The organism is Nocardiopsis sp. LOL_012, assembly GCF_048060475.1.
In the GTDB taxonomy this organism is placed as follows: Bacteria; Actinomycetota; Actinomycetes; order Streptosporangiales; family Streptosporangiaceae; genus Nocardiopsis.
In genome coordinates this window covers 169,961-188,481 of sequence record NZ_JBHMIV010000003.1, presented here as the reverse complement: position 1 = coordinate 188,481, position 18,521 = coordinate 169,961, and the positions used below count along the sequence as shown (strand labels likewise).

Annotated in this window: 16 protein-coding genes; 9 read left to right on the top strand and 7 right to left on the bottom strand. The window is 71.1% G+C overall.

Going from position 1 to position 18,521, the window contains the following annotated elements; genetic code table 11:
* Positions 1 to 47: 47 nt before the first annotated feature.
* The 5 genes from ACFHWE_RS03430 to ACFHWE_RS03410 all read right to left on the bottom strand — a co-directional run bounded on the left by ACFHWE_RS03430 (position 48) and on the right by ACFHWE_RS03410 (position 6,045).
* On the bottom strand, positions 48 to 968 hold the full coding sequence (locus tag ACFHWE_RS03430) for an alpha/beta hydrolase family protein (protein ID WP_416599097.1): 921 nt from the start codon (positions 966 to 968) through the stop codon (positions 48 to 50).
* A 318-nt stretch (positions 969 to 1,286) separates the two neighbouring features.
* Complete coding sequence (locus tag ACFHWE_RS03425) at positions 1,287 to 2,222, bottom strand: alpha/beta hydrolase family protein (RefSeq protein ID WP_416599096.1); 936 nt, start codon at positions 2,220 to 2,222, stop codon at positions 1,287 to 1,289.
* A 375-nt stretch (positions 2,223 to 2,597) separates the two neighbouring features.
* Positions 2,598 to 3,521: an alpha/beta hydrolase family protein gene (locus ACFHWE_RS03420; protein ID WP_416599095.1), complete on the bottom strand. Its 924-nt coding sequence runs from the start codon at positions 3,519 to 3,521 to the stop codon at positions 2,598 to 2,600.
* 359 nt (positions 3,522 to 3,880) lie between these two features.
* Positions 3,881 to 4,813, bottom strand: coding sequence for an alpha/beta hydrolase family protein (locus ACFHWE_RS03415; RefSeq protein ID WP_416599094.1), 933 nt, complete (start codon positions 4,811 to 4,813; stop codon positions 3,881 to 3,883).
* Between the two features lie 323 nt (positions 4,814 to 5,136).
* Positions 5,137 to 6,045 carry an alpha/beta hydrolase family protein gene (locus ACFHWE_RS03410; protein ID WP_416599093.1) on the bottom strand — a complete coding sequence of 303 codons (909 nt, stop codon included), beginning with the start codon at positions 6,043 to 6,045 and terminating at the stop codon, positions 5,137 to 5,139.
* A gap of 1,003 nt (positions 6,046 to 7,048) precedes the next feature.
* Between ACFHWE_RS03410 and ACFHWE_RS03405 the strand changes: the two genes are divergently transcribed.
* From ACFHWE_RS03405 to ACFHWE_RS03370, 8 genes are all read left to right on the top strand, one after another.
* Positions 7,049 to 8,299 carry an SWIM zinc finger family protein gene (locus tag ACFHWE_RS03405; RefSeq protein WP_416599121.1) on the top strand — a complete coding sequence of 417 codons (1,251 nt, stop codon included), beginning with the start codon at positions 7,049 to 7,051 and terminating at the stop codon, positions 8,297 to 8,299.
* A complete protein-coding gene (locus tag ACFHWE_RS03400) occupies positions 8,296 to 9,804 on the top strand; it encodes a DUF5691 domain-containing protein (RefSeq protein ID WP_416599092.1) in 1,509 nt (502 codons plus the stop codon). The genes ACFHWE_RS03405 and ACFHWE_RS03400 overlap by 4 nt, the downstream gene beginning before the upstream one ends.
* Positions 9,801 to 10,964: an ATP-binding protein gene (locus ACFHWE_RS03395; RefSeq protein ID WP_416599091.1), complete on the top strand. Its 1,164-nt coding sequence runs from the start codon at positions 9,801 to 9,803 to the stop codon at positions 10,962 to 10,964. Before ACFHWE_RS03400 ends, ACFHWE_RS03395 begins: the two co-directional genes overlap by 4 nt.
* Entirely contained in the window at positions 10,964 to 13,285 is a 2,322-nt protein-coding gene (locus tag ACFHWE_RS03390; RefSeq protein ID WP_416599089.1) for a DUF5682 family protein, read from the top strand. The genes ACFHWE_RS03395 and ACFHWE_RS03390 overlap by 1 nt, the downstream gene beginning before the upstream one ends.
* On the top strand, positions 13,282 to 14,442 hold the full coding sequence (locus ACFHWE_RS03385; protein ID WP_416599088.1) for a VWA domain-containing protein: 1,161 nt from the start codon (positions 13,282 to 13,284) through the stop codon (positions 14,440 to 14,442). The genes ACFHWE_RS03390 and ACFHWE_RS03385 overlap by 4 nt, the downstream gene beginning before the upstream one ends.
* Before the next feature lie 122 nt (positions 14,443 to 14,564).
* The gene (locus ACFHWE_RS03380; protein ID WP_416599086.1) at positions 14,565 to 14,951 is read left to right on the top strand and encodes a hypothetical protein; all 387 of its coding nucleotides are present in this window, start codon (positions 14,565 to 14,567) and stop codon (positions 14,949 to 14,951) included.
* A gap of 71 nt (positions 14,952 to 15,022) precedes the next feature.
* Positions 15,023 to 15,571, top strand: a complete 549-nt coding sequence (locus ACFHWE_RS03375; RefSeq protein WP_416599085.1) for a hypothetical protein — start codon at positions 15,023 to 15,025, stop codon at positions 15,569 to 15,571.
* On the top strand, positions 15,568 to 15,810 hold the full coding sequence (locus ACFHWE_RS03370; RefSeq protein WP_416599083.1) for a helix-turn-helix transcriptional regulator: 243 nt from the start codon (positions 15,568 to 15,570) through the stop codon (positions 15,808 to 15,810). Before ACFHWE_RS03375 ends, ACFHWE_RS03370 begins: the two co-directional genes overlap by 4 nt.
* Before the next feature lie 13 nt (positions 15,811 to 15,823).
* Here ACFHWE_RS03370 and ACFHWE_RS03365 read toward each other — a convergent pair whose 3' ends face one another.
* Positions 15,824 to 16,222 (bottom strand): hypothetical protein, encoded by a 399-nt coding sequence (locus ACFHWE_RS03365; protein WP_416599082.1) that lies wholly within the window; start codon positions 16,220 to 16,222, stop codon positions 15,824 to 15,826.
* Between the two features lie 125 nt (positions 16,223 to 16,347).
* A complete protein-coding gene (locus tag ACFHWE_RS03360) occupies positions 16,348 to 16,962 on the bottom strand; it encodes a hypothetical protein (RefSeq protein ID WP_416599081.1) in 615 nt (204 codons plus the stop codon).
* Positions 16,963 to 17,237: 275 nt separating this feature from the next.
* Between ACFHWE_RS03360 and ACFHWE_RS03355 the strand changes: the two genes are divergently transcribed.
* Complete coding sequence (locus tag ACFHWE_RS03355; protein WP_416599080.1) at positions 17,238 to 18,380, top strand: FUSC family protein; 1,143 nt, start codon at positions 17,238 to 17,240, stop codon at positions 18,378 to 18,380.
* Positions 18,381 to 18,521: the final 141 nt, after the last annotated feature.

Sequence of the window (18,521 nt, the reverse complement as noted above, 5' to 3'; positions counted from 1 at the left end):
CTCACTTCTGATCGGTCATGCGCGGAGGGCGGAGGCCCGCCCCCGGCCTAGATGAAGGGGCAGGACTCGCGGTAGTCGGAGTAGTCCGAGCCCCAGCCGGTGCTGGGCCCGGGGCAGAGGAACTGCTCGTAGCGGTCGTCCTCGTCCACGAACACCTTCAGCCAAGAGAGGCTGTTGCGGTGGATCTGCTCGTTGTCGCTGTTGGGCGCGAAGTGGCTCGCGCCGGCCAGTTCCACGTAGGCCCGCTCGGTGTTGTAGCTCAGGCTGTTGTAGAACGGGATGGAGTGCGAGTTCACCGAGGCGATGGTGTCGTTCTCGGCGCCGATGATCATGGTGGGGACGGTGACGCTGCCCCAGGTCTTGTCGGTGTGCCAGGGGGTGAGGGGGATGGCGGCCTTGAGTTCGGGGCGGTCCTCGGCCGCGGCGAGGGTGCCGCCGCCGCCCATGGAGTGGCCCGAGACCGCCAGGCGGTCCTCGTCGACCAGGTCGGCGACGTCGCTGTCCTCGACCAGGTAGTCCAGGGCGGACTCGATCTGGCGGCCGCGGCTGTTCGGCTGGTCGTAGCGGGTGTTGGTGTCGATGGTGAAGGTGACGAAGCCGTGGGAGGCCAGGCTCTCGCCCAGCCACTCCATGGTGGAGGAGCTGGCGGTGTACCCGGGGGCGATGACCACGCCGCCGTAGGTCTGGCTGTCGTCCTCGGGGTAGAAGATGGTGCCGCCGCCGAAGCCGCTGGCGGACCAGGAGGAGACGCTCTCCTCGTCGATGGCGAAGGGGCCGTCCAGGTCCTCGACGCTGGAGGTGGTGGGGTCGGGGCCGCGCTCGTAGGGGCTGTCGGCGGCGGCGGGGGCGACCGCGCCGAGGGTGAGGCCGGCGGCCATCGCCGAGGCCAGCGCGGTGCGGGACACCCACGCGAGCGGGGTGCGGGGGTGTCCCGTGTCATCGGTGTTCAGGGGGGTGATGGTACGCATGTTTTCCTTCGTTCGAAGGGGACAATGAGGGTCGGGCCCCGTTTTCGGGGCCTTTTTCTTCGGGTCCGCGTCCTTACAGTCGACGTGGGGAGAGGCTTCCTCTTCGATTTCGAAGGTATATCGAAAGCGCCTCGTTCACGTCACGTTTCACTATGATGTCCTTTCGGTGAACGCGAATCGGTGTAATCACCTGTCGTCTTTATCTCGGCGTTCAGGGGTGCGCCTGCCTCCATTCTTCTGTTTTCACGCATACGAAGGCGGCGGGCCGCGTGTGCGGCCCGCCGCTGTTCTCACGTGTGGGCGGTGACCTGCGTACCCCTAGATGAAGGGGCAGGAGTCCCGGTAGTCGGAGTAGTCGCTACCGCCGAACCAGCCGCCGCCGGTGCTGGGCCCGGGGCAGAGGAACTGCTCGTAGCGGTCGTCCTCGTCCACGAACACCTTCAGCCAGGAGACGCTGTTGCGCACGATCGCGGTGTTGTTGTAGTTCGGGGCGAAGTGGCTCGCGCCGTCCAGCTCCACGTAGGCCCGCTCGGTGTTGTAGCTCAGGCTGTTGTAGAACGGAATGGAGTGCGATCGGACCGAGGCGATGGCGTCGTTCTCGGCGCCGATGATCATGGTGGGGACTCTGACGCTGCCCCAGGTCTTGTCGGTGTGCCAGGGGGTGAGGGGGATGGCGGCCTTCAGTTCGGGGCGGTCCTCGGCCGCGGCGAGGGTGCCGCCGCCGCCCATGGAGTGGCCCGACACGGCCAGGCGGTCCGGGTCGACCGCGTCGCTGTTGCGGACCAGGTAGTCCAGGGCGGACTCGATCTGGCGGCCGCGGCTGTTCGGCTGGTCGAAGCGGGTGTTGGTGTCGATGGTGAAGGCGACGAAGCCGTGGGAGGCCAGGGCCTCGCCCAGCCACTCCATGGTGGAGGAGCTGGCGGTGTACCCGGGGGCGATGACGATGCCGCCGTAGGTCTCGTCGGAGCCGAAGATGCCGGTGTCGGGCTCGAAGATGGTGCCGCCGCCGAAGCCGCTGGCGGCCCAGGAGGAGACGGAGGTCTCGTCGACGTCGAAGGGGCCGCGCAGGCTCTCGACGCTGGACTCGGTGGGGTCGGGGCCGCGCTCGTAGGGGCTGTCGGCGGCGGCGGGGGCGACCGCGCCGAGGGTGAGGCCGGCGGCCATCGCCGCGGCCAGAGTGGTACGGGAGACCCAGGAGAGGGGCTTGGCCGTCGACTCTTCGGGGGAGTTCACTGGGGGGGTGGTGATACGCACGTCTATTCCTTCGCTGTGAAGGGTCACAAGGATCTGCGGGCCGGGGGCGGGGGACCGCGGTCGTCGGGGGAGGGTCCTTGCAGTGTGAGTCCGCTTCGACTCGTGTGAGGCGGTGATCGCCCAGCGGTTCTCTTCTCGGGGGGAGAGGTTCCTGTGATGGGCGTCTCATTCGCTTCGCGTATCACTATGGTGTCTGTCACGTGAACGCGAATCCGGGTAACCACCAGTGATCTTTACTCACGGGTAGGCCAGTGGAAAGGCCCTCTCCCTCTCACCTTCGGCCGGGGCACACGGAAGCGGCGGGCCGCGTGGTGCGGCCCGCCGCTGTGTCACTCCCGAAGGGGGATCCGTGCGGGGTGGATACCCGCTTGCGGATTAGATGTAGGGGCAGGAGTCGCGGTAGTCGGAGTAGGGCGAGAACCAGCCAGTGCTGGGTGCGGGGCAGAGGAACTGCTCGTAGCGGTCGTCCTCGTCCACGAACACCTTCAGCCAGGAGAGGCTGTTGGTCGCGAGTTCGGTGTTGCGGCTGCTGGTGACGAGGTGGCCCTCGTTGTTGAGCTCCACGTAGGCCCGCTCGGTGCCCCAGTTCAGGCTGTTGTAGAAGGGGATGGAGTGGGAGTAGTTGGGCGCGATGGTGTCGTTCTCGGCGGCGATGATCATGGTGGGGACTCTGACGCTGCCCCAGGTCTTGTCGGTGTGCCAGGGGGTGAGGGGGATGGCGGCCTTGAGTTCGGGGCGGTCCTCGGCCGCGGCGAGGGTGCCGCCGCCGCCCATGGAGTGGCCCATGGCCGCGAGGCGGTCCTCGTCCACGAGGTGGGCCACGTCGCTGTCCTCGACCAGGTAGTCCAGGGCGGCCTCGATCTGGCGGCCGCGGCTGTTCGGCTGGTCGAAGCGGGTGTTGGTACCGATGTTGAAGGCGACGAAGCCGTGGGAGGCCAGGTACTCGCCCAGCCAGTTCATGACGGAGGCGGACTCGGTGTAGCCGGGGGCGATGACGATGCCGCCGTAGGTCTGGCTGTCGTCCTCGGGGTAGAAGATGGTGCCGCCGCCGAAGCCGTAGACGAGGGAGGAGACTCTCTCCTCGTCGATGTCGAAGGGGCCGCTGGAGGCCTCGATGCTGTAGGTGGTGGGGTCGGGGCCGCGCTCGTAGGGGCTGTCGGCGGCGGCGGGGGCGACCGCGCCGAGGGTGAGGCCGGCGGCCATCGCCGCGGCCAGCACGGTACGGGCGGCGATCCGGGGCGCCTTGGAGAGAGGGGGTGAGTCGGAACCGTCAGAGGACAGGGGGTTGTCGATGCGCACGTCGTGTCCTTCTCCGTGGGGGATGGGGTTGCTCGGGCCGGGGTGGGTCTGCGGCGCCGATGCCGTTTCGGTGGACTCACCCGGCCTTGGTTCATGTGATGTGTGGGTGACCCGATGATCCGCCCGGGAGGAGTCTGTGACGGGCGTCTCATCGGTCACGGGATTCACTATGGCCTCTTGTGCATGACCACGAATCCGTGGAACCACCAGTGGTTTTTACCCGTGGGTTCACTTCTCCTTGGGGCGCACCGGAACACCCCTCTGGGCACACGCGGAAGCGGCGGGCCGCGTGGTGCGGCCCGCCGCTGTTCTCACCTGTGGGCGGTCACCCGTGTGTGACGGGTGCGGGGTCTCCCCCCTTAGATCAGGGGGCAGGTGCCCTCGGCCTCGGAGTAGTCGCTGCCGAACCAGCCGCCGGTGCTGGGGACGGGGCAGAGGAACTGCTCGTAGCGGTCGTCCTCGTCCACGAACACCTTCAGCCAGGAGACGCTGTTGCTCAGGATCAGGCTGTTGCGGGAGTTGGGAGCGAGGTGGCCCGCGCCGTCCAGCTCGCGCAGGGCGCGCGGGAGGTCGGAGTCCAGGCTCCTGTAGAACCGGTCGGTGTGCGAGGAGTTGGGCGCGATGGTGTCGTTCTCCGCGCTGATGATCATGGTGGGGACGGTGACGCTGCCCCAGGTCTTGTCGGTGTGCCAGGGGGTGAGGGGGATGGCGGCCTTCAGCTCGGGGCGGTCCTCGGCCACGGCGAGGGTGCCGCCGCCGCCCATGGAGTGGCCCATCGCGGCGAGGCGGTCCGGGTCGACCAGGTCCTCCACGTCGCTGTCCTCGACCAGGTAGTCCAGGGCGGCGTCGATCTGGCGGCCGCGGCTGTTCGGCTGGTCGAACGTGGTGTTGGTGTCGATGGTGAAGACCACGAAGCCGTGGGAGGCCAGGCTCTCGCCCAGCCAGGCGTACATGCCGGAGGTGGCGGTGAAGCCGGGGGCGATGACCACGCCGCCGTAGGTCTGGCTGTCGTCCTCGGGGTAGTAGATGGTGCCGCCGCCGAAGCCGCTGGCGGCCCAGGAGGAGACGTCGTCCTCATCCACGTCGAAGGGGCCGCTGAAGTCCTCGATGCTGGAGGAGGTGGGGTCGGGGCCGCGCTCGTAGGGGCTGTCGGCGGCGGCGGGGGCGACCGCGCCGAGGGTGAGGCCGGCGGCCATCGCCGCGGCCAGCGCGGTGCGGGAGGCCACACGGGAGGTCAGCGGGAGAAGGGCGGACTCGGAACCCTCGGAGGAGGGGGTGTTCTTCGTTCGCACGTCGTTTCCTTTTCTGTGGGTGCGGGATGAGGAGCCAGGGGGTAGAGCCCATCTGTCAGCCCTGGTGAAAGGGCCTGTGATGGGCATCTCATGCGCCTCGTGTTTCACTATGGTGTCTGCGTCGTGAACACGAATCGGGGGAACCACCGGCAGTCTTTACTGTCGAGTTCAGGTGTGGGATAGCAGGTGGAAACACCTATGAGTTCTCCTGTTCTTTGTGCCGCCGCCACGGCTGAGCGCTTCGGTCGCGACCGGCGAACCCCGGATGCACGGGAATCCAATACACGAAAGCGGCGGGCCGCGTGGTGCGGCCCGCCGCTGTGTCACCTCACCCGTGTGCCACGGGCTGCCCGTTCTAGATGTAGGGGCAGGTGCCGTCGGTGTTGGTGTAGTCGCCGCCGAAGAAGCCGTCGGCGCTGGGGGTCGGGGCAGAGGAACTGTTCGTAGCGGTCGTCCTCGTTCACGAACACCTTCAGCCAGGCGATGGTGTTGCGGGCGAGCAGTGTGTTGGGGAAGTTCGGGACGAGGCGCCCCTCGCCGGCCAGCTCCAGGTAGCTGCGCTCCAGGTAGCTGCGCTCCAGGTTCGGGTTCAGGCTGTCGTAGAACGGCTCGGAGTGCGTGTAGTTGGGTGCGATGACGTCGTTCTCCGCGCTGATGATCATGGTGGGGACGGTGATGCTGCCCCAGTCGTCCCGGGTGTGCCAGGGGGTGATCGGCACGATCGCGCGCAGGTCGGGTCGGGCGTCGGCTGCGGCGAGGGCGCCGCCGCCCATGGAGTGGCCCACGGCGCCCAAGCGGTCCTCGTCGACCAGGTCGGCCACGTCGCTGTCCTCGACCAGGTAGTCCAGGGCGGCCTCGATCTGGCGTCCGCGGCTGCCCGGCTGGTCGAGGCGCGTGTTCGTGTCGATGTTGAAGGCGACGAACCCGTGGGAGGCCAGGCGCTCACCGAGCCACTCGTAGGACGCGGACGACGCTGTGAAGCCGGGGGTGATGACGATGCCGCCGTAGGTCTGGCTGTCGTCCTCGGGGTAGTAGATGGTGCCGCCGCCGAAGCCGTAGACGAGGGAGGAGACTCTCTCCTCGTCGATGTCGAAGGGGCCGCTGGAGGCCTCGATGCTGTAGGTGGTGGGGTCGGGGCCGCGCTCGTAGGGGCTGTCGGCGGCGGCGGGGGCGACCGCGCCGAGGGTGAGGCCGGCGGCCATCGCCGCGGCCAGCGCGGTACGGGAGGCCACCCGCGACAGTCCCGAAAGGGGGGGGCGGTGGTTTCGGAGCCGTCAGTGGAACGGGGGGTCATGGTGCGCACGTTGATTCCTTTTCGCACATCGGGAAAACACGTCCTCGAAGGGAGGCGTGCATGGGTCTTATCAGTTGGAGGGGAAAGTCGGAGACGCCCTTTTGGGTCCTTTTTGTGCGGCTTTTTGAGGGCGATCGACATTCGTTTCTCTGGCTTTGGGAATCGGCGGGAAATGTTCTTTCTCCGGACGCCTTCACTATGGGGTCGGTTCGGTGGGATGTCATCAGTGTGATCACCGGTGTGCCTTGCTGGCGGGTGCACCGCTGCCGGTGTCATCCTTGTTCTGGAGCCTTCTTATCGCAGGTCAGAAGGTGTTCGGCTGGCTTTGGTCCGTTTTGTCTGGGTTTGCAGGACACGTGCTTCACCGGATAGCCATTCGGCTTCGGATGTGCTTAGAGGGCGGTCGCCAGCGGCGGAAAGGTGTGTTAGAGGTACACGGGAACGACGGTTTTCGCAGCTCCCACGCGGGCACCGACGGCCCCGCGCACGGCCTCTCGGAGAGCCGCCGACCGGAAGGCCGGATGCGGTGCCGCGCCCCCGCCGTGGGGGAGAGCGGTCGGGAGAGACGGGGCCGGGACGGAGTGGGACACGGTCCGGGGAGCGGAAACGAGAACACCGGAAGACAGGACGGAACGGCTGCCCGGTGAGGCGTTCCCTTCGCGCTTCACCGCGTGCCGAGGAAGAGCACGGGCCGACTCCTCTCCGGCGCGGTATACGCGTGGAGGCGAGGGAATACGTCGAGAACCGAAGGCGGCGTTCCCTTTCCGCCCCGCCGGATTCGGCCACGGGGGCTCCCGCAGGAGGCCCCCGCCCCGCCCCGGCACCCGTGACGGGACTGTCGTCCCCGACCCCTAGTGTCCTCTTCCGTGAGCGATCGATGGAGTACCGACGACGTCTGGGCTCTGGCTCCGGACCCCTCGTCCCGCAAAGCCGCACTCAAGGTGGCCAAACCCGCCTCCTGGCCCGAGAGCGGAACCGTCGCCGCCCCCACGGGCACGACCTCCGCCGTCTGGGGCGAGTGCAAGGGCAGCGGCGCCAAGCCCTACCTGGCCGCCGTCCACCTGGACGGTGCGGGGGGTCCGGCCTACAAGTGCAGCTGTCCCAGCCGCAAGATCCCCTGCAAACACGTCCTGGCCCTGCTCGCGCTGTGGGCGCAAGAAGACGTCCACGCGCGGGAGGAACGCCCCGCATGGGTCGCCGACTGGCTCTCCGGGCGCGCCGCACGCCAGAAGAAGGCGGAGGAGGGCACCACCGCCCCCGCCGACCCGAAGCGGGCCGCCGCCACCCTGAAGGCCCGTGAGGAGGCGGTCGAGAGCGGCATGCGCGAACTGCGCCTCTGGCTCGACGACCAGATCGAGGCCGGGCTCGCCGAGGCGCCCAAACACGGCTACGACCACTGGGACCGGATGGCCAAGCGCCTCGTGGACGCCAAGGCCGGGGCGGCTGCCTCCGCCGTCGCCGCGCTCCCCGCCGCCGTCCGGTCCGCGCACTGGCCCGAAACCCTGCTCGAACGGCTCAGCATGCTCCACCTGCTGGTGTCCGCCCACGGAGCCGGGGACGCCCTCGACGCGCACACGCGCGCCGCCGTCCGCTCCAGGATCGGCATCGCCGTCAAGGCCGACGAGGTCCTGGCCGAGGGGGAGCGGGTCCGCGACACCTGGCGGGTGCTCGGCCTGAGGGACGCCCCCACCGAGGACGGTCAGATGACCGCCCGCCGGGTGTGGCTGCGCGGCGAGAAGACGGGACGCACCGCCCTGTTCCTGAGCTTCGCCCGCGCCCAGGAGGCGCCCCGCACCCCCTTCCGGTCCGGCACCGAGACCGAGGCCGATCTGGCGTTCTACCCGGACGGGCAGCGGGCCGTGCCCGCAGCCGACACGGTGGCCCGCCCCGCGCCCCCGCCCACGGGGACCACCATCGCCGAGGCGCTCGACGCCTGCGCCGCCGCCCTCGCCGCCGACCCCTGGCGGGACACCTGGCCCGTGGTGCTCACCGGTGCCGTGCCCGCCCACGACGGCCGGTGGCACCTGGCCGACGCCGACGGCGCCGCCCTGCCCCTGGACACCGACACCCCGTGGACGCTCCTGGCGATCACCGGCGGCCACCCCTGCACCGTGGCGGCCGAGTGGTCCCCCCGCGACGGGCTGACCGCCATGACCGTGTGGGACCGAGAAGGAAGGGTCCACCCGCTGTGACCATCGAACCCCCGGCCGACTCCTGGGACCGCCTGGTCTCCGCCGCCCTGGCGGGCACGTCCCGGCGTCCGGTACCCGACACCCCCGACTTGCCGACGACCCCCGCCGCGGACGGCGCCCGGGCCCTCCTGGACCGCGCCGCCCTCGCCACCGTGCGCAGGCTCGCCGGGTACACACCGGCCACCGCCGCCCCGGTGGCCCCCGACAACGCGCCCGTCCCCGAACCCCTCGGTGAAGCGGCAGCGCACCGGCTGGCCATGATCCTGGACGGTAGGACCGACGTGTTGCCGGAGTGGCTGGACCTGGTCGCCGCGCGTGGACGCGGTGTACCCCCCGCGAGCATGCCCGCGCTGCTCGACCAGGGCGCGCGCGAGAGCCGTCTGCGTCCCGCCATCGCCGCCGTGGCCGGTGAGCGCGGCCGCTGGCTGGCCCGGCACAACCCCGCCTGGTCCTACCTCACCTCCGAGGCCCTGCCCGGTGACGCCTTCTCCGAACGGGACTGGACGGAGGGCACCCCCGCCGAGCGCCGCCGCGCCCTGGCCGCCCTGCGCGCCACCGACCCCGCCGCCGCCCGCGAGCGCCTGGAGTCCGTCTGGGCCGGACTGGGCCGGGCCGACCTGCGGCGCACCCTCCTGGACACCTTCGCCACCGGGCTCGGCCCCGGCGACGCCGACCTGCTCGACCGCGCCCTCGACGACCGCAGCGCCAACGTGCGCGGCACGGCGCTGTCCCTGCTCACCCGCCTGCCCGACAGCGCGCACGCCCACCGCCTGCGTGGCTACGTCCACGAGTACGCGCGGAGGGGCGAAGGGGGGACGCTGCTGGTGGACCCCGTTCCGCGCGAGCGCACCGAGGCCCTCCGCGACCTGGCGCTCGTGGCTCCCGCGAAGGCCAAGGTGAGCCGCAACGAGCTCTTCGAGCGGAGCTGGGCCCTGGTCACCCACGCCCCCCTGGACGCGTGGACCACCCTGTTCGACACCGACCCGGGCGGCGTCGCCGTACTGGTCCGCACCTCACGCGAGCCCCGCCTGTGGGGCGCCTTCGTCAACGCGGTCGGGCTCCGGGGGGACGCCGAGTGGGCGCGTGCCCTGCTCCTCGCAGGCGGCGGCAGGCTCAGCGACTGGGTCTCCGGGAGGGACTGGACGACCCACGTGGGAACCCTCCTGGCGGCGCTGCCGGAACAGGAACGCGGCAGACGCCTCGTCGAGGGCACGGACGACGCCGTCGGCTCCGCCGACCTCGCCCAGATCGTGGGCTACCTCGGCACCCCCTGGTCCGAGAAGACGGCCGACCTCGTCTGCGGCCGTATCACCGGGACCGCGCACACCAAGGGCCGGGCCGGGGACCTGCGCTGGATGCTGTGCGATATCGCGGCCCTGCGCCTGCCGCCCGAATACGGCGAGAAACTGCCCGAAGAACTTCCGCGTGTGGGGTCCCACCACACCTACACCGCCATGCGCGACACCCTGCGCTTCCGACTCGACATGCACGAGGAGCTCCGTTGACCAGCACCACCCCCTCCACCGGCACCGACGCCAGCCCGTCGCCCTCCACCACCCTCAACGGAGGCCTTCGGCCCGGTTCCGGTCAGGCCCTGCGACCGCACGCCGAACAGACCTACGCCGCCGAACTGGAGGCGCTGGCCAAGGCCGACGACCGCCCCCGCCCGCCCGGCTGGAAGCTCTCCCCCTGGGCGGTCACCCAGTACCTGCTGGGCACCACCCTGGACGACGGCACCGAGATCACCCCCAAGTACATCGGCTCCCGCCGGGTCGTCGAGGTCGCCGTCGCCACCCTGGCCACCGACCGCGCCCTGCTGCTCATCGGTGTCCCCGGCACCGCCAAGACCTGGCTGTCCGAGCACCTGGCCGCCGCCGTCGCCGGGGACTCCACCCTGCTGGTGCAGGGCACCGCCGGAACCTCCGAGGAGGCCGTCCGCTACGGGTGGAACTACGCGCGCCTGCTCGCCGAGGGCCCCTCCGAACAGGCGCTCGTGCCCAGCCCCGTGATGACCGCCATGGCGCGCGGCTCCATCGGCCGGATCGAGGAGCTCACCCGCATGCCCTCCGACGTGCAGGACGGGCTCATCACCGTCCTGTCGGAGAAGTCCCTGCCCGTCGCCGAACTGGGCATCGAGGTACAGGCCCAGCGCGGGTTCAACATCATCGCCACCGCCAACGACCGCGACCGCGGCGTCAACGACCTCTCCAGCGCGCTGCGCCGCCGGTTCAACACCGTCGTCCTGCCCGTCCCCGACAGCGCCGAGGACGAGGTGCGCATCGTCACCCAGCGCGTGGAGCAGCTCGGCCGCGCCCTCGACCTGCCCGAGGTCCCCACCAGCCTCACCGAGATCCAGCGGGTGGTCACCGTCTTCCGCGAACTGCGCTCGGGGGCCACCGAGGACGACGGCACCAAGCTCAAGTCGCCCAGCGGCACCCTCAGCACGGCCGAGGCCATCTCGGTGATCACCAACGGCATCGCGCTGGCCGCCCACTTCGGCGACGGAACGCTGCGCCCCGCCGACGTGGCGGCCGGCATCCAGGGCGCCGTCGTCCAGGACCGGGTCTCCGACGGCGTGGTCTGGCGCGAGTACCTGGAGACCGTCGCGCGCGGCCGCGACGGCTGGACCGAGTTCTACCAGGCGTGCCGCGAGGTGGGCGCCTGATGGCCCGACCCGACACCAGCGGGCTGCACGTCCTGGGGGTGCGCCACCACGGCCCGGGGTCCGCCCGGGCCGTCCGGGCCGCCCTGGAGGAGATCAAGCCCGACGCCGTGCTGATCGAGGGGCCGCCCGAGGCCGACGGGCTCACCCCCCTGGTGGGCGAACTGGAACCGCCGGTCGCACTGCTCGCCTACGCCGACGACACCGCCAAGGGCAAGGGCGCGGGCACGGCCGACGGCCGCGCCAACGAGGGCTGGGCGTTCTGGCCGTTCGCGGCCTTCTCCCCCGAGTGGGAGGCGCTGAGCTACGCCGTGGCGAGCGGGGTCCCGGTGCGCTTCTGCGACCTGCCCGCCGCCCACACCCTCGCCGAGCGCATCGCCCGCGCCGAGGAGGCGCGCCAGGACGGACCCGGCAAGGAGGAGCCCGAGGACGGACCCGAAACGGAGGAGGCCGCCCCCGAGGGGCTGCGCGCCGACCCCCTCGCCGTCCTCGCCGAAGCCGCCGGATACGACGACGCCGAGCGCTGGTGGGACGACGTCGTCGAACAGCGGCGCGACGGGGAGCCCTCCCCGTTCCCCGCCATCGCCGACGCCATGGCCGCCGTCCGCGCCGAGGCCGGACCCGAGACGGGCCGGGGTGCGCGCCGCGAGGCCTACATGCGCCAGGTGCTGCGCGCCGTCCTCAAGGAGGGGCACCAGCGGGTCGCCGTCGTGTGCGGCGCCTGGCACGCCCCCGCCCTGCGCGACGTCGCCGACCACACGGCCAGCGGCGACGCCGCACTCCTCAAGGGCCTGCCCAAGGTCAAGGTCGCCGCCACGTGGGTGCCGTGGACCCACGGCCGCCTGGCCTCCGCCAGCGGCTACGGGGCGGGCGTCACCTCCCCGGGCTGGTACCACCACCTGTTCACCGCCCCCGACCGGCCGGTGCACCGGTGGTTGACCGACGCCGCCCGCCTGCTCCGCGACGAGGGGCAGCAGGTGTCGTCCTCCCACGTCATCGAGGGCGTACGGCTCGCCGAGAGCCTCGCGGTACTGCGCGGTCGGCCGCTCGCCGGACTCGACGAGGTGTCCGAGGCCCTGACCTCCGTCCTGTGCGAGGGCGAGCAGACCCGCGCCGCGCTCGTACACGGGCGGATGGCGCTCGGCGAGCGCATGGGCTCGGTCCCACCGTCCACCCCCATGGTGCCGCTGCAACGCGACGCCATGGCCGCGCGCAAACGGCTGCGCCTCAAGGCCGAGCCGTTCGACCGCGACCTCGACCTGGACCTGCGCACGGCCTCCCAGCGCGAACGGAGCGTCCTGCTGCACCGGCTCAGGATGCTCGGCGTCCACTGGGGTGTCCCGCGCAGGGACCAGAGCGGCGGGAAGGGCACCTTCCGCGAGTCGTGGCGCATCCGCTGGGAGCCCGACCTGGACGTGGCGCTCATCGAGGCCAGCCGGTGGGGGACCACCGTGGCTACGGCGGCCGCCGCCAAGGCCGTCGACACGGCGGCCGGGGCGACACTGCCCGAACTCACCGCCCTCACCGAACAGTGCCTGTACGCCGACCTGGACCGGGCTCTGCCGCCGGTGCTGTCCCTGCTCACCGACCGGGCGGCCACCGACGGCGACGTCACCCACCTCATGGAGGCGCTGCCCCCGCTCGCCCGCTCGGCCCGCTACGGCGACGTGCGCGGCACCGACGGCGCCCGGCTGCGCACCGTCGCCGAACAGGTCCTGCGCCGGGTGTGCGTCGGGCTGGCCCCGGCCGTGCACGGGCTGGACGACGAGGCGGCGGCGCGGTTCGTCGAGCGGATCGACGCCGTGCACGCCGCGGCGCACCTGCTCGGCGGCGAGGGCGAACGGGCGTGGGCCGAGACCCTGGTGTCCCTGGCGCCGCGCGAGGGCCTGCCCGGACGGATCTCGGGCCGGGTCAACCGCATGCTGCTGGACTCCTCCCGTCTGGAACCCGACGAACTGCGCCGACGCCTGGGGCGCGCCATGTCGCCGGGCACCGAACCCGCCGAGGCCGCCGCCTGGCTGGAGGGCTTCCTCCAGGGCAGTGGGCTCATCCTGGTGCACGACCCCACACTGCTCGGACTGATCGACGCCTGGCTGCTGGGGCTGCCCGAAGAGCGGTTCACGGCCGTGCTGCCGCTGCTGCGCCGCACCTTCGGCGCCTTCGACGGCCCCGAACGCCGCGAGATCGGTGCCGCCGCCATCCGCCTCGGCGGCGGCGAGGGACCCGAGACCGGCCCCGAACGCCGACTCGTGGACACCGACCGGGCCGCGCCCGCCCTGGCCACGGCCCTGGCCATCCTCACCGACGGAAGGAGCGAGCCGTGACCACGGTGGACGAGAGGGAGCGCCGCTGGCGCCTGGTGCTGGGCCGGGAGGGGCACTGCCCGTCGGGGCTCAGCACGGGGGACCAGGGCATGGACGCCGCACTGGAGAGCCTGTACAACCGGGCCGACGGCGGGGGCGGCAGATCCTCGCGGCGCGGCGCGGGCCTGGGCGGCTCCGCGCCGAGCGTGGCCCGCTGGCTCGGCGACATCCGCGAGTACTTCCCCACCCCCGTCGTCCAGGTCATGCAGAAGGACGCCATGGAGCGGCTGGGGCTGCACCAGCTCCTGCTGGAGCCGGAGATGATGGAGGCCGTCGAACCGGACGTGCACCTGGTGGGGACGCTGCTGTCCCTGAACAAGGTGATGCCGGACCAGGCGCGCGAATCCGCCCGCGCCGTGGTGCGCGGGGTCGTGGAGGACCTGGAGCGGCGGGTGGCGCAGAAGACGCGTTCGCTCGTGGGCGGGGCGATCGACCGCTCGGCGCGCACGCACCGGCCGCGCCGCGCCGCCGACATCGACTGGAACGCCACGATCCGCCGCAACCTGGCCCACTACCTGCCCGAGCACAACACGATCGTGCCCCAGACCCTCGTCGGGTACGGGCGCCGCAGCCGCGGGGTGCAGAAGGAGGTGGTGCTGGCCATCGACCAGAGCGGCTCCATGGCCTCCTCGGTGGTGTACGCGAGCGTGTTCGGCGCGGTGCTGGCGTCGATGAAGGCGCTGAGCACGTCGCTGGTGGTGTTCGACACCGCGGTGGTGGACCTGACCGAGCAGCTCACCGACCCGGTGGAGGTATTGTTCGGCACCCAGTTGGGCGGCGGCACGCACATCAACAAGGCCATCGCCTACTGCCAGGGGCTCATCACCAAGCCCCGGGACTCGATCTTCGTGCTCATCAGCGACCTGTACGAGGGCGGTGTCCGCGAGGAGATGCTCAAGCGGGTCGCCCAGCTCAAGGCGCAGGGCACACAGGTGGTGGTCCTGTTGGCGCTGTCCGACGAGGGGGCGCCGTTCTACGACCGGGAGAACGCCGCCGCGCTCGCGGAGATGGACGTGCCGGCCTTCGCGTGCACCCCGGACCTGTTCCCGGAGCTGATGGCCGCCGCCATCCAGGGCCAGCCCCTCACCGCCTGGGTGGACAAGAGCAAGGAGGGCTGAGTCGCCGCCGGGCGGGGAGACGGCCCCCGCCCGGCTGCCCCGGTCGGGGCCGGGGCGAAACGAAGAATGCGACGGCGGTACCGGGAAGATCAGCACGGGAAGGTCTTCACCGACGATCTAGAGTGTGCTTCACGGCACGCTATCCGATCACCAGACTTGAGGCTGACGGCTTCGGTCCGCTCGACAAGGTCGACATCCGGCTCAGCCGGACTCTGAATGTCGTCACCGGAGAGAACGCCACGGGGAAGTCCCAGTTGCTCAAGCTTCTCTACGCGAGCACGCGTAGCCTGTCCGACAGGCCGACGCTGACCAAGGAAGCGCTTTCCTCTGTTATCGCCAGTGCCCTCACCGGTGTTCTCCGCCCTGATCAACTCGGACGTCTCGTACGTCGGGTCCAGGGGAGGGGGCGTGCCTCGATCAGGATGAAGTACCAGGGGATCAGTGAATCTCTGGCCTTCGGTTTCGCCTCGAACGCCCGAAGCAGCGTACAGATCGAGCACTTTCCCTGAAGCCCCTTGAAGACACACCGGTCTTCTTCCCGTCGCGAGAACTTCTCTCCCCGTATCCGGGCCTGGTCTCGTTGTTCGAGACACGGGAGGTCGAGTTCGACGAGACCTGGCGTGACACCGCATCGTTGTTGGGACGTCCTGCTCTGCGGGGTCGACGGGGGAATGCCGCGAACGAACTCCTGGCACCCCTCCTGGAGGAGATCGAGGGGGCTGTTCTGGAAGAGAATGGACGATTCTATGTCCAACTTCCAAGTGGAACGACCGGGATGGGGAAAATCGAGGCGCATCTGGTGTCCGAAGGTTTCCGGAAGCTGGCGATGATCATCAGGCTCGTCTCCAACGGAGTTCTGCTGGAGGGCGGATATCTATTCTGGGATGAACCCGAGGCCAACCTCAACTCGAAAACTCAGAGAGCGGTGGCCCGAGCCATTCTTTCCCTCGTTCGGAGCGGTACACAGGTCTTCGCCGCCAGGATCCACATGTTCCTCCTGCCGAACAACGTCAAACGCGACGTCCTCATCGCGCTGCTCCACGGCAACCTTCGGGATATCTGTACACGGGCCGTCGAACGCACGCCGGGCGTCTGGCGTGTGGCGCGCGCAGGATTGGAACAGCTATGACCCTGGATTCCCCGAACGTTCTCACCCCGGTTGAGGTCGGGGAGCCGCTGGGATTGTCGCGGTCGTTCATCGCCCGCCTCCTGGACGAGGGCACGATCCCTTCGGAGTACTTGCCCGGCGGCCGGCACCGTGTGGTGCGGTCGGCCGACGTGTTGGAGTTCAGCGCCGGTCGGGAGAAGCGGCGTGCGGGTAGACGGCGCATCGCTGAGGGAGTGGAGTCCGTCGGCCTTCCCTACTGAGGGCCTGCCACACCTACTTGGTGAGGCCGATGAGCCCTTCGACGTAGGACTGGTACTCCAGCAGGGTCAGGCGCAGCGCCTCGGTGTCCGAACCCTCCGCGTTCCACGCGGAGCGCAGCTCGGCGCGGCGCTCCCTGAGGGCGCTCACCAGCGCGTCGGTGACCTTCTCGGCCAGGGCGTCGGCCCGCTCCACGGCCTGCGCCGGGTCGTCGACGAACGCGCCCCTGGCCTCCCGCAGACCGTCCTGGACTCCGGCGGTGCTGCGCAGCCGAGGCTTCCACGGTGTCCGGGTGCGGTCGGCCGACTTCTTCGGGGCGGCGCCACGGGGCTTGGCAGGGGAGGGGGAACCGCCTCGCGGTGCGGGGGTCTTCGCCCCGGGCTTGCGCTCGGGCAGCTTCGCGCGTTCGGCCATGGGAGCCTCCTGACCTGGTCGGCCTGGTCCGGTCGGGCGTGCGGTCGCGGCCTCCCCGGGGAGGGGGCGCGCCTCCGTGCGGCGTGCGCGCATGGTCCACCGCGCGTCCTGCTTCGGGGCGTCGTTCACCGTGTGGCCTCCGGGGTCGGTCTCTCCGGTCTGCGGGCGGGCGTCGGGGCGGACCCCGCGTGCGGCGGGGACGGCCGTTCCAGGAGCGCGTCGACCAGAGTTCGGCAGGCCACCAGGGCCTCGCGCAGGCGCTCGGTGTCCGCGCCCTGCTCAGGGGCCTCGGCGAGGCGCGCGCGGCGGGCACCGGCGACCGCGTGGGGATGGTCCACCGACAGGTCCCGCAGACGGTCCTCGAACCCCTCGGCCGAGGGGTAGCCCAGGTCCGCCATGATCCGTTCCACCAGCGCGCGGGCGTCGTGGACGGCCGTCGGAGGGTCGTCGACGAACCCCTCCTGGAGGGCGGTCCAGGCCCGGGTGCGGGCGTCGCGCTCGGCACCGGTGAGCGTGCGGACACGGAGGTCCCGGTGCCGCTGGAGGCGCGCCTCCAGCTCCTCCTCGGCCGCCGCCCGGTTCCCCCGGGCCGCCGCGACGGTGGTGTCGTACTCCGGGCCGAAGCGTTTCCGCAGGCGGCCGCTGCGCCGGGAGGGCAGCAGACGGAAGTAGTGGGCGATGACCACGGCCGCCACGGCGACGGCCACCAGCACGGCGATCAGGACGACGGCTTCGCTCACGACGAGCACCTCCCGCTGAGGTTCCATGCCCGTCAAGGCGACCCCAAAACAGAGTGAACCGCAGGTCACGTGGCCGGTTGCGGACGTTATGGGGCAAACCTCCTTGAGTCCGGCGGACTGGGACGGGGCAGAACCCTCTCCCGGGCCTGACCGTAGTGTCCGGCCGCTACCGCTACCGCTGCCCCTGTCTCCGGGCGTGTTCCGGCCGGTTGCGCGCATGTTCGTAGCATCATGAGTGCACAGGGTGACGCGATGTGTGGCGGGGGTGGGGCCGGATGTCCGACGACGGCGTTCCGGTCCTCGACCGTGTCCGCCGGGCGCTGCGCCGTGCCCTGGGTCGGCGCGGCTACGAGCGCGAGGTCCTCGTCGTCATCGTCAAGTGCGCCCTCGCTGCCACGCTCGCCTGGGCCGTGGGGTCCCAACTGGTGAGCTCCTCCCAGTTGGGCTTCGCCCCCTTCTCCGCGCTCCTGGTCGTCCGGCCGAGCGTCTACGGGTCCGTCCTGCAATCCGGCCGCTACGTGGCCGCCGTCGTCCTGGGCGCGCTGCTGGCGGGGCTGATCGGCCTGACCGTCGGCGCGCAGCTGTGGGCCTTCCCCCTCATCCTCCTCGCGGCGCTCTCCGTGGGCTACGTGCCCTGGTTCGGCGAACAGGGCCAGCAGATCCCCGTGGTGACCGCCTTCGCCCTGGCCGGGGGCACCGCCTCCAGCGCGGCGATGCTCGGAGAACTGCTCGCCATGGTGTGCGTGGGTTCGGCCTGCGCCCTGGCCGTCAACCTCCTCCTGGCCCCCGCCATCCGCTTCCGCGACGCGGAGATGGCCGTGCTCGACTTCTCCGACGGGCTACGGGACCTCAGCCGGGACATGGCCCGAGGGTGCCGCGAGGGGGAGGAGGGTGTGGACGCGGCCCGGTGGGAGCGGCGGGCCACCGGTTTCGACGAGACCGCGCGCAACGCCAGGACCGCCGTCGCACGGCAGGAGGAACGGGTACGCCTCAACCCGCGCCGACTCGTGGCCGGACCGGCGCACGCCGTGGACCTGCGCCGCTACCGGTCGTGGATCAACGCCCTGGAGCGCTCCGCCCGGCACGTGCAGTCCCTGACCCGTACGCTGCGCAACGCCGCGGACGGTCAGGCGCGCTCCCGCCCAGAGGAGGGGTTCCTGGGCGAGCTCGCGGGGGTCCTGGACTCGGCGGCCGACGCCTTCCAGGCCGTCCACGACGCCGAGGAGCCCGAACGCGAGTCGGTCTCCGCGGATCTGGCGGCCCGTGTCGACGAGGGCCGCCGCCGGCTCGACGAGGCCCGGCGCTGGATCGAGGGCGAGCGCGAGCCCCGGCGCGTACCCCTGTACACCTCGCTGCTCACCGACGTGGAGCGCCTCTACGACGAACTGTGCGCGGGGGAGCCGCGCCAGAGCGCCTGACCCCCCGTCGTGCCACCGGGGCTGTCCGCCGCGAGAGCCTGTCCACAGCCTGTGGAATCCCCGTGGCCGCGGCGAGGGCTGGGCACGGCTGCCGCTGCTCGACTGGTCCTGCGGCGTCCTCGTCCTCGTCCTGGTGTGCCG

Coding starts and splice junctions, on each gene's coding strand:
- ACFHWE_RS03430 (WP_416599097.1), bottom strand. CDS start 968: ATGCGTACCATCACCCCCCTGAACACCGATGACACGGGACACCCCCGC.
- ACFHWE_RS03390 (WP_416599089.1), top strand. CDS start 10,964: ATGGCCCGACCCGACACCAGCGGGCTGCACGTCCTGGGGGTGCGCCAC.
- ACFHWE_RS03370 (WP_416599083.1), top strand. CDS start 15,568: ATGACCCTGGATTCCCCGAACGTTCTCACCCCGGTTGAGGTCGGGGAG.
- ACFHWE_RS03365 (WP_416599082.1), bottom strand. CDS start 16,222: ATGGCCGAACGCGCGAAGCTGCCCGAGCGCAAGCCCGGGGCGAAGACC.
- ACFHWE_RS03355 (WP_416599080.1), top strand. CDS start 17,238: ATGTCCGACGACGGCGTTCCGGTCCTCGACCGTGTCCGCCGGGCGCTG.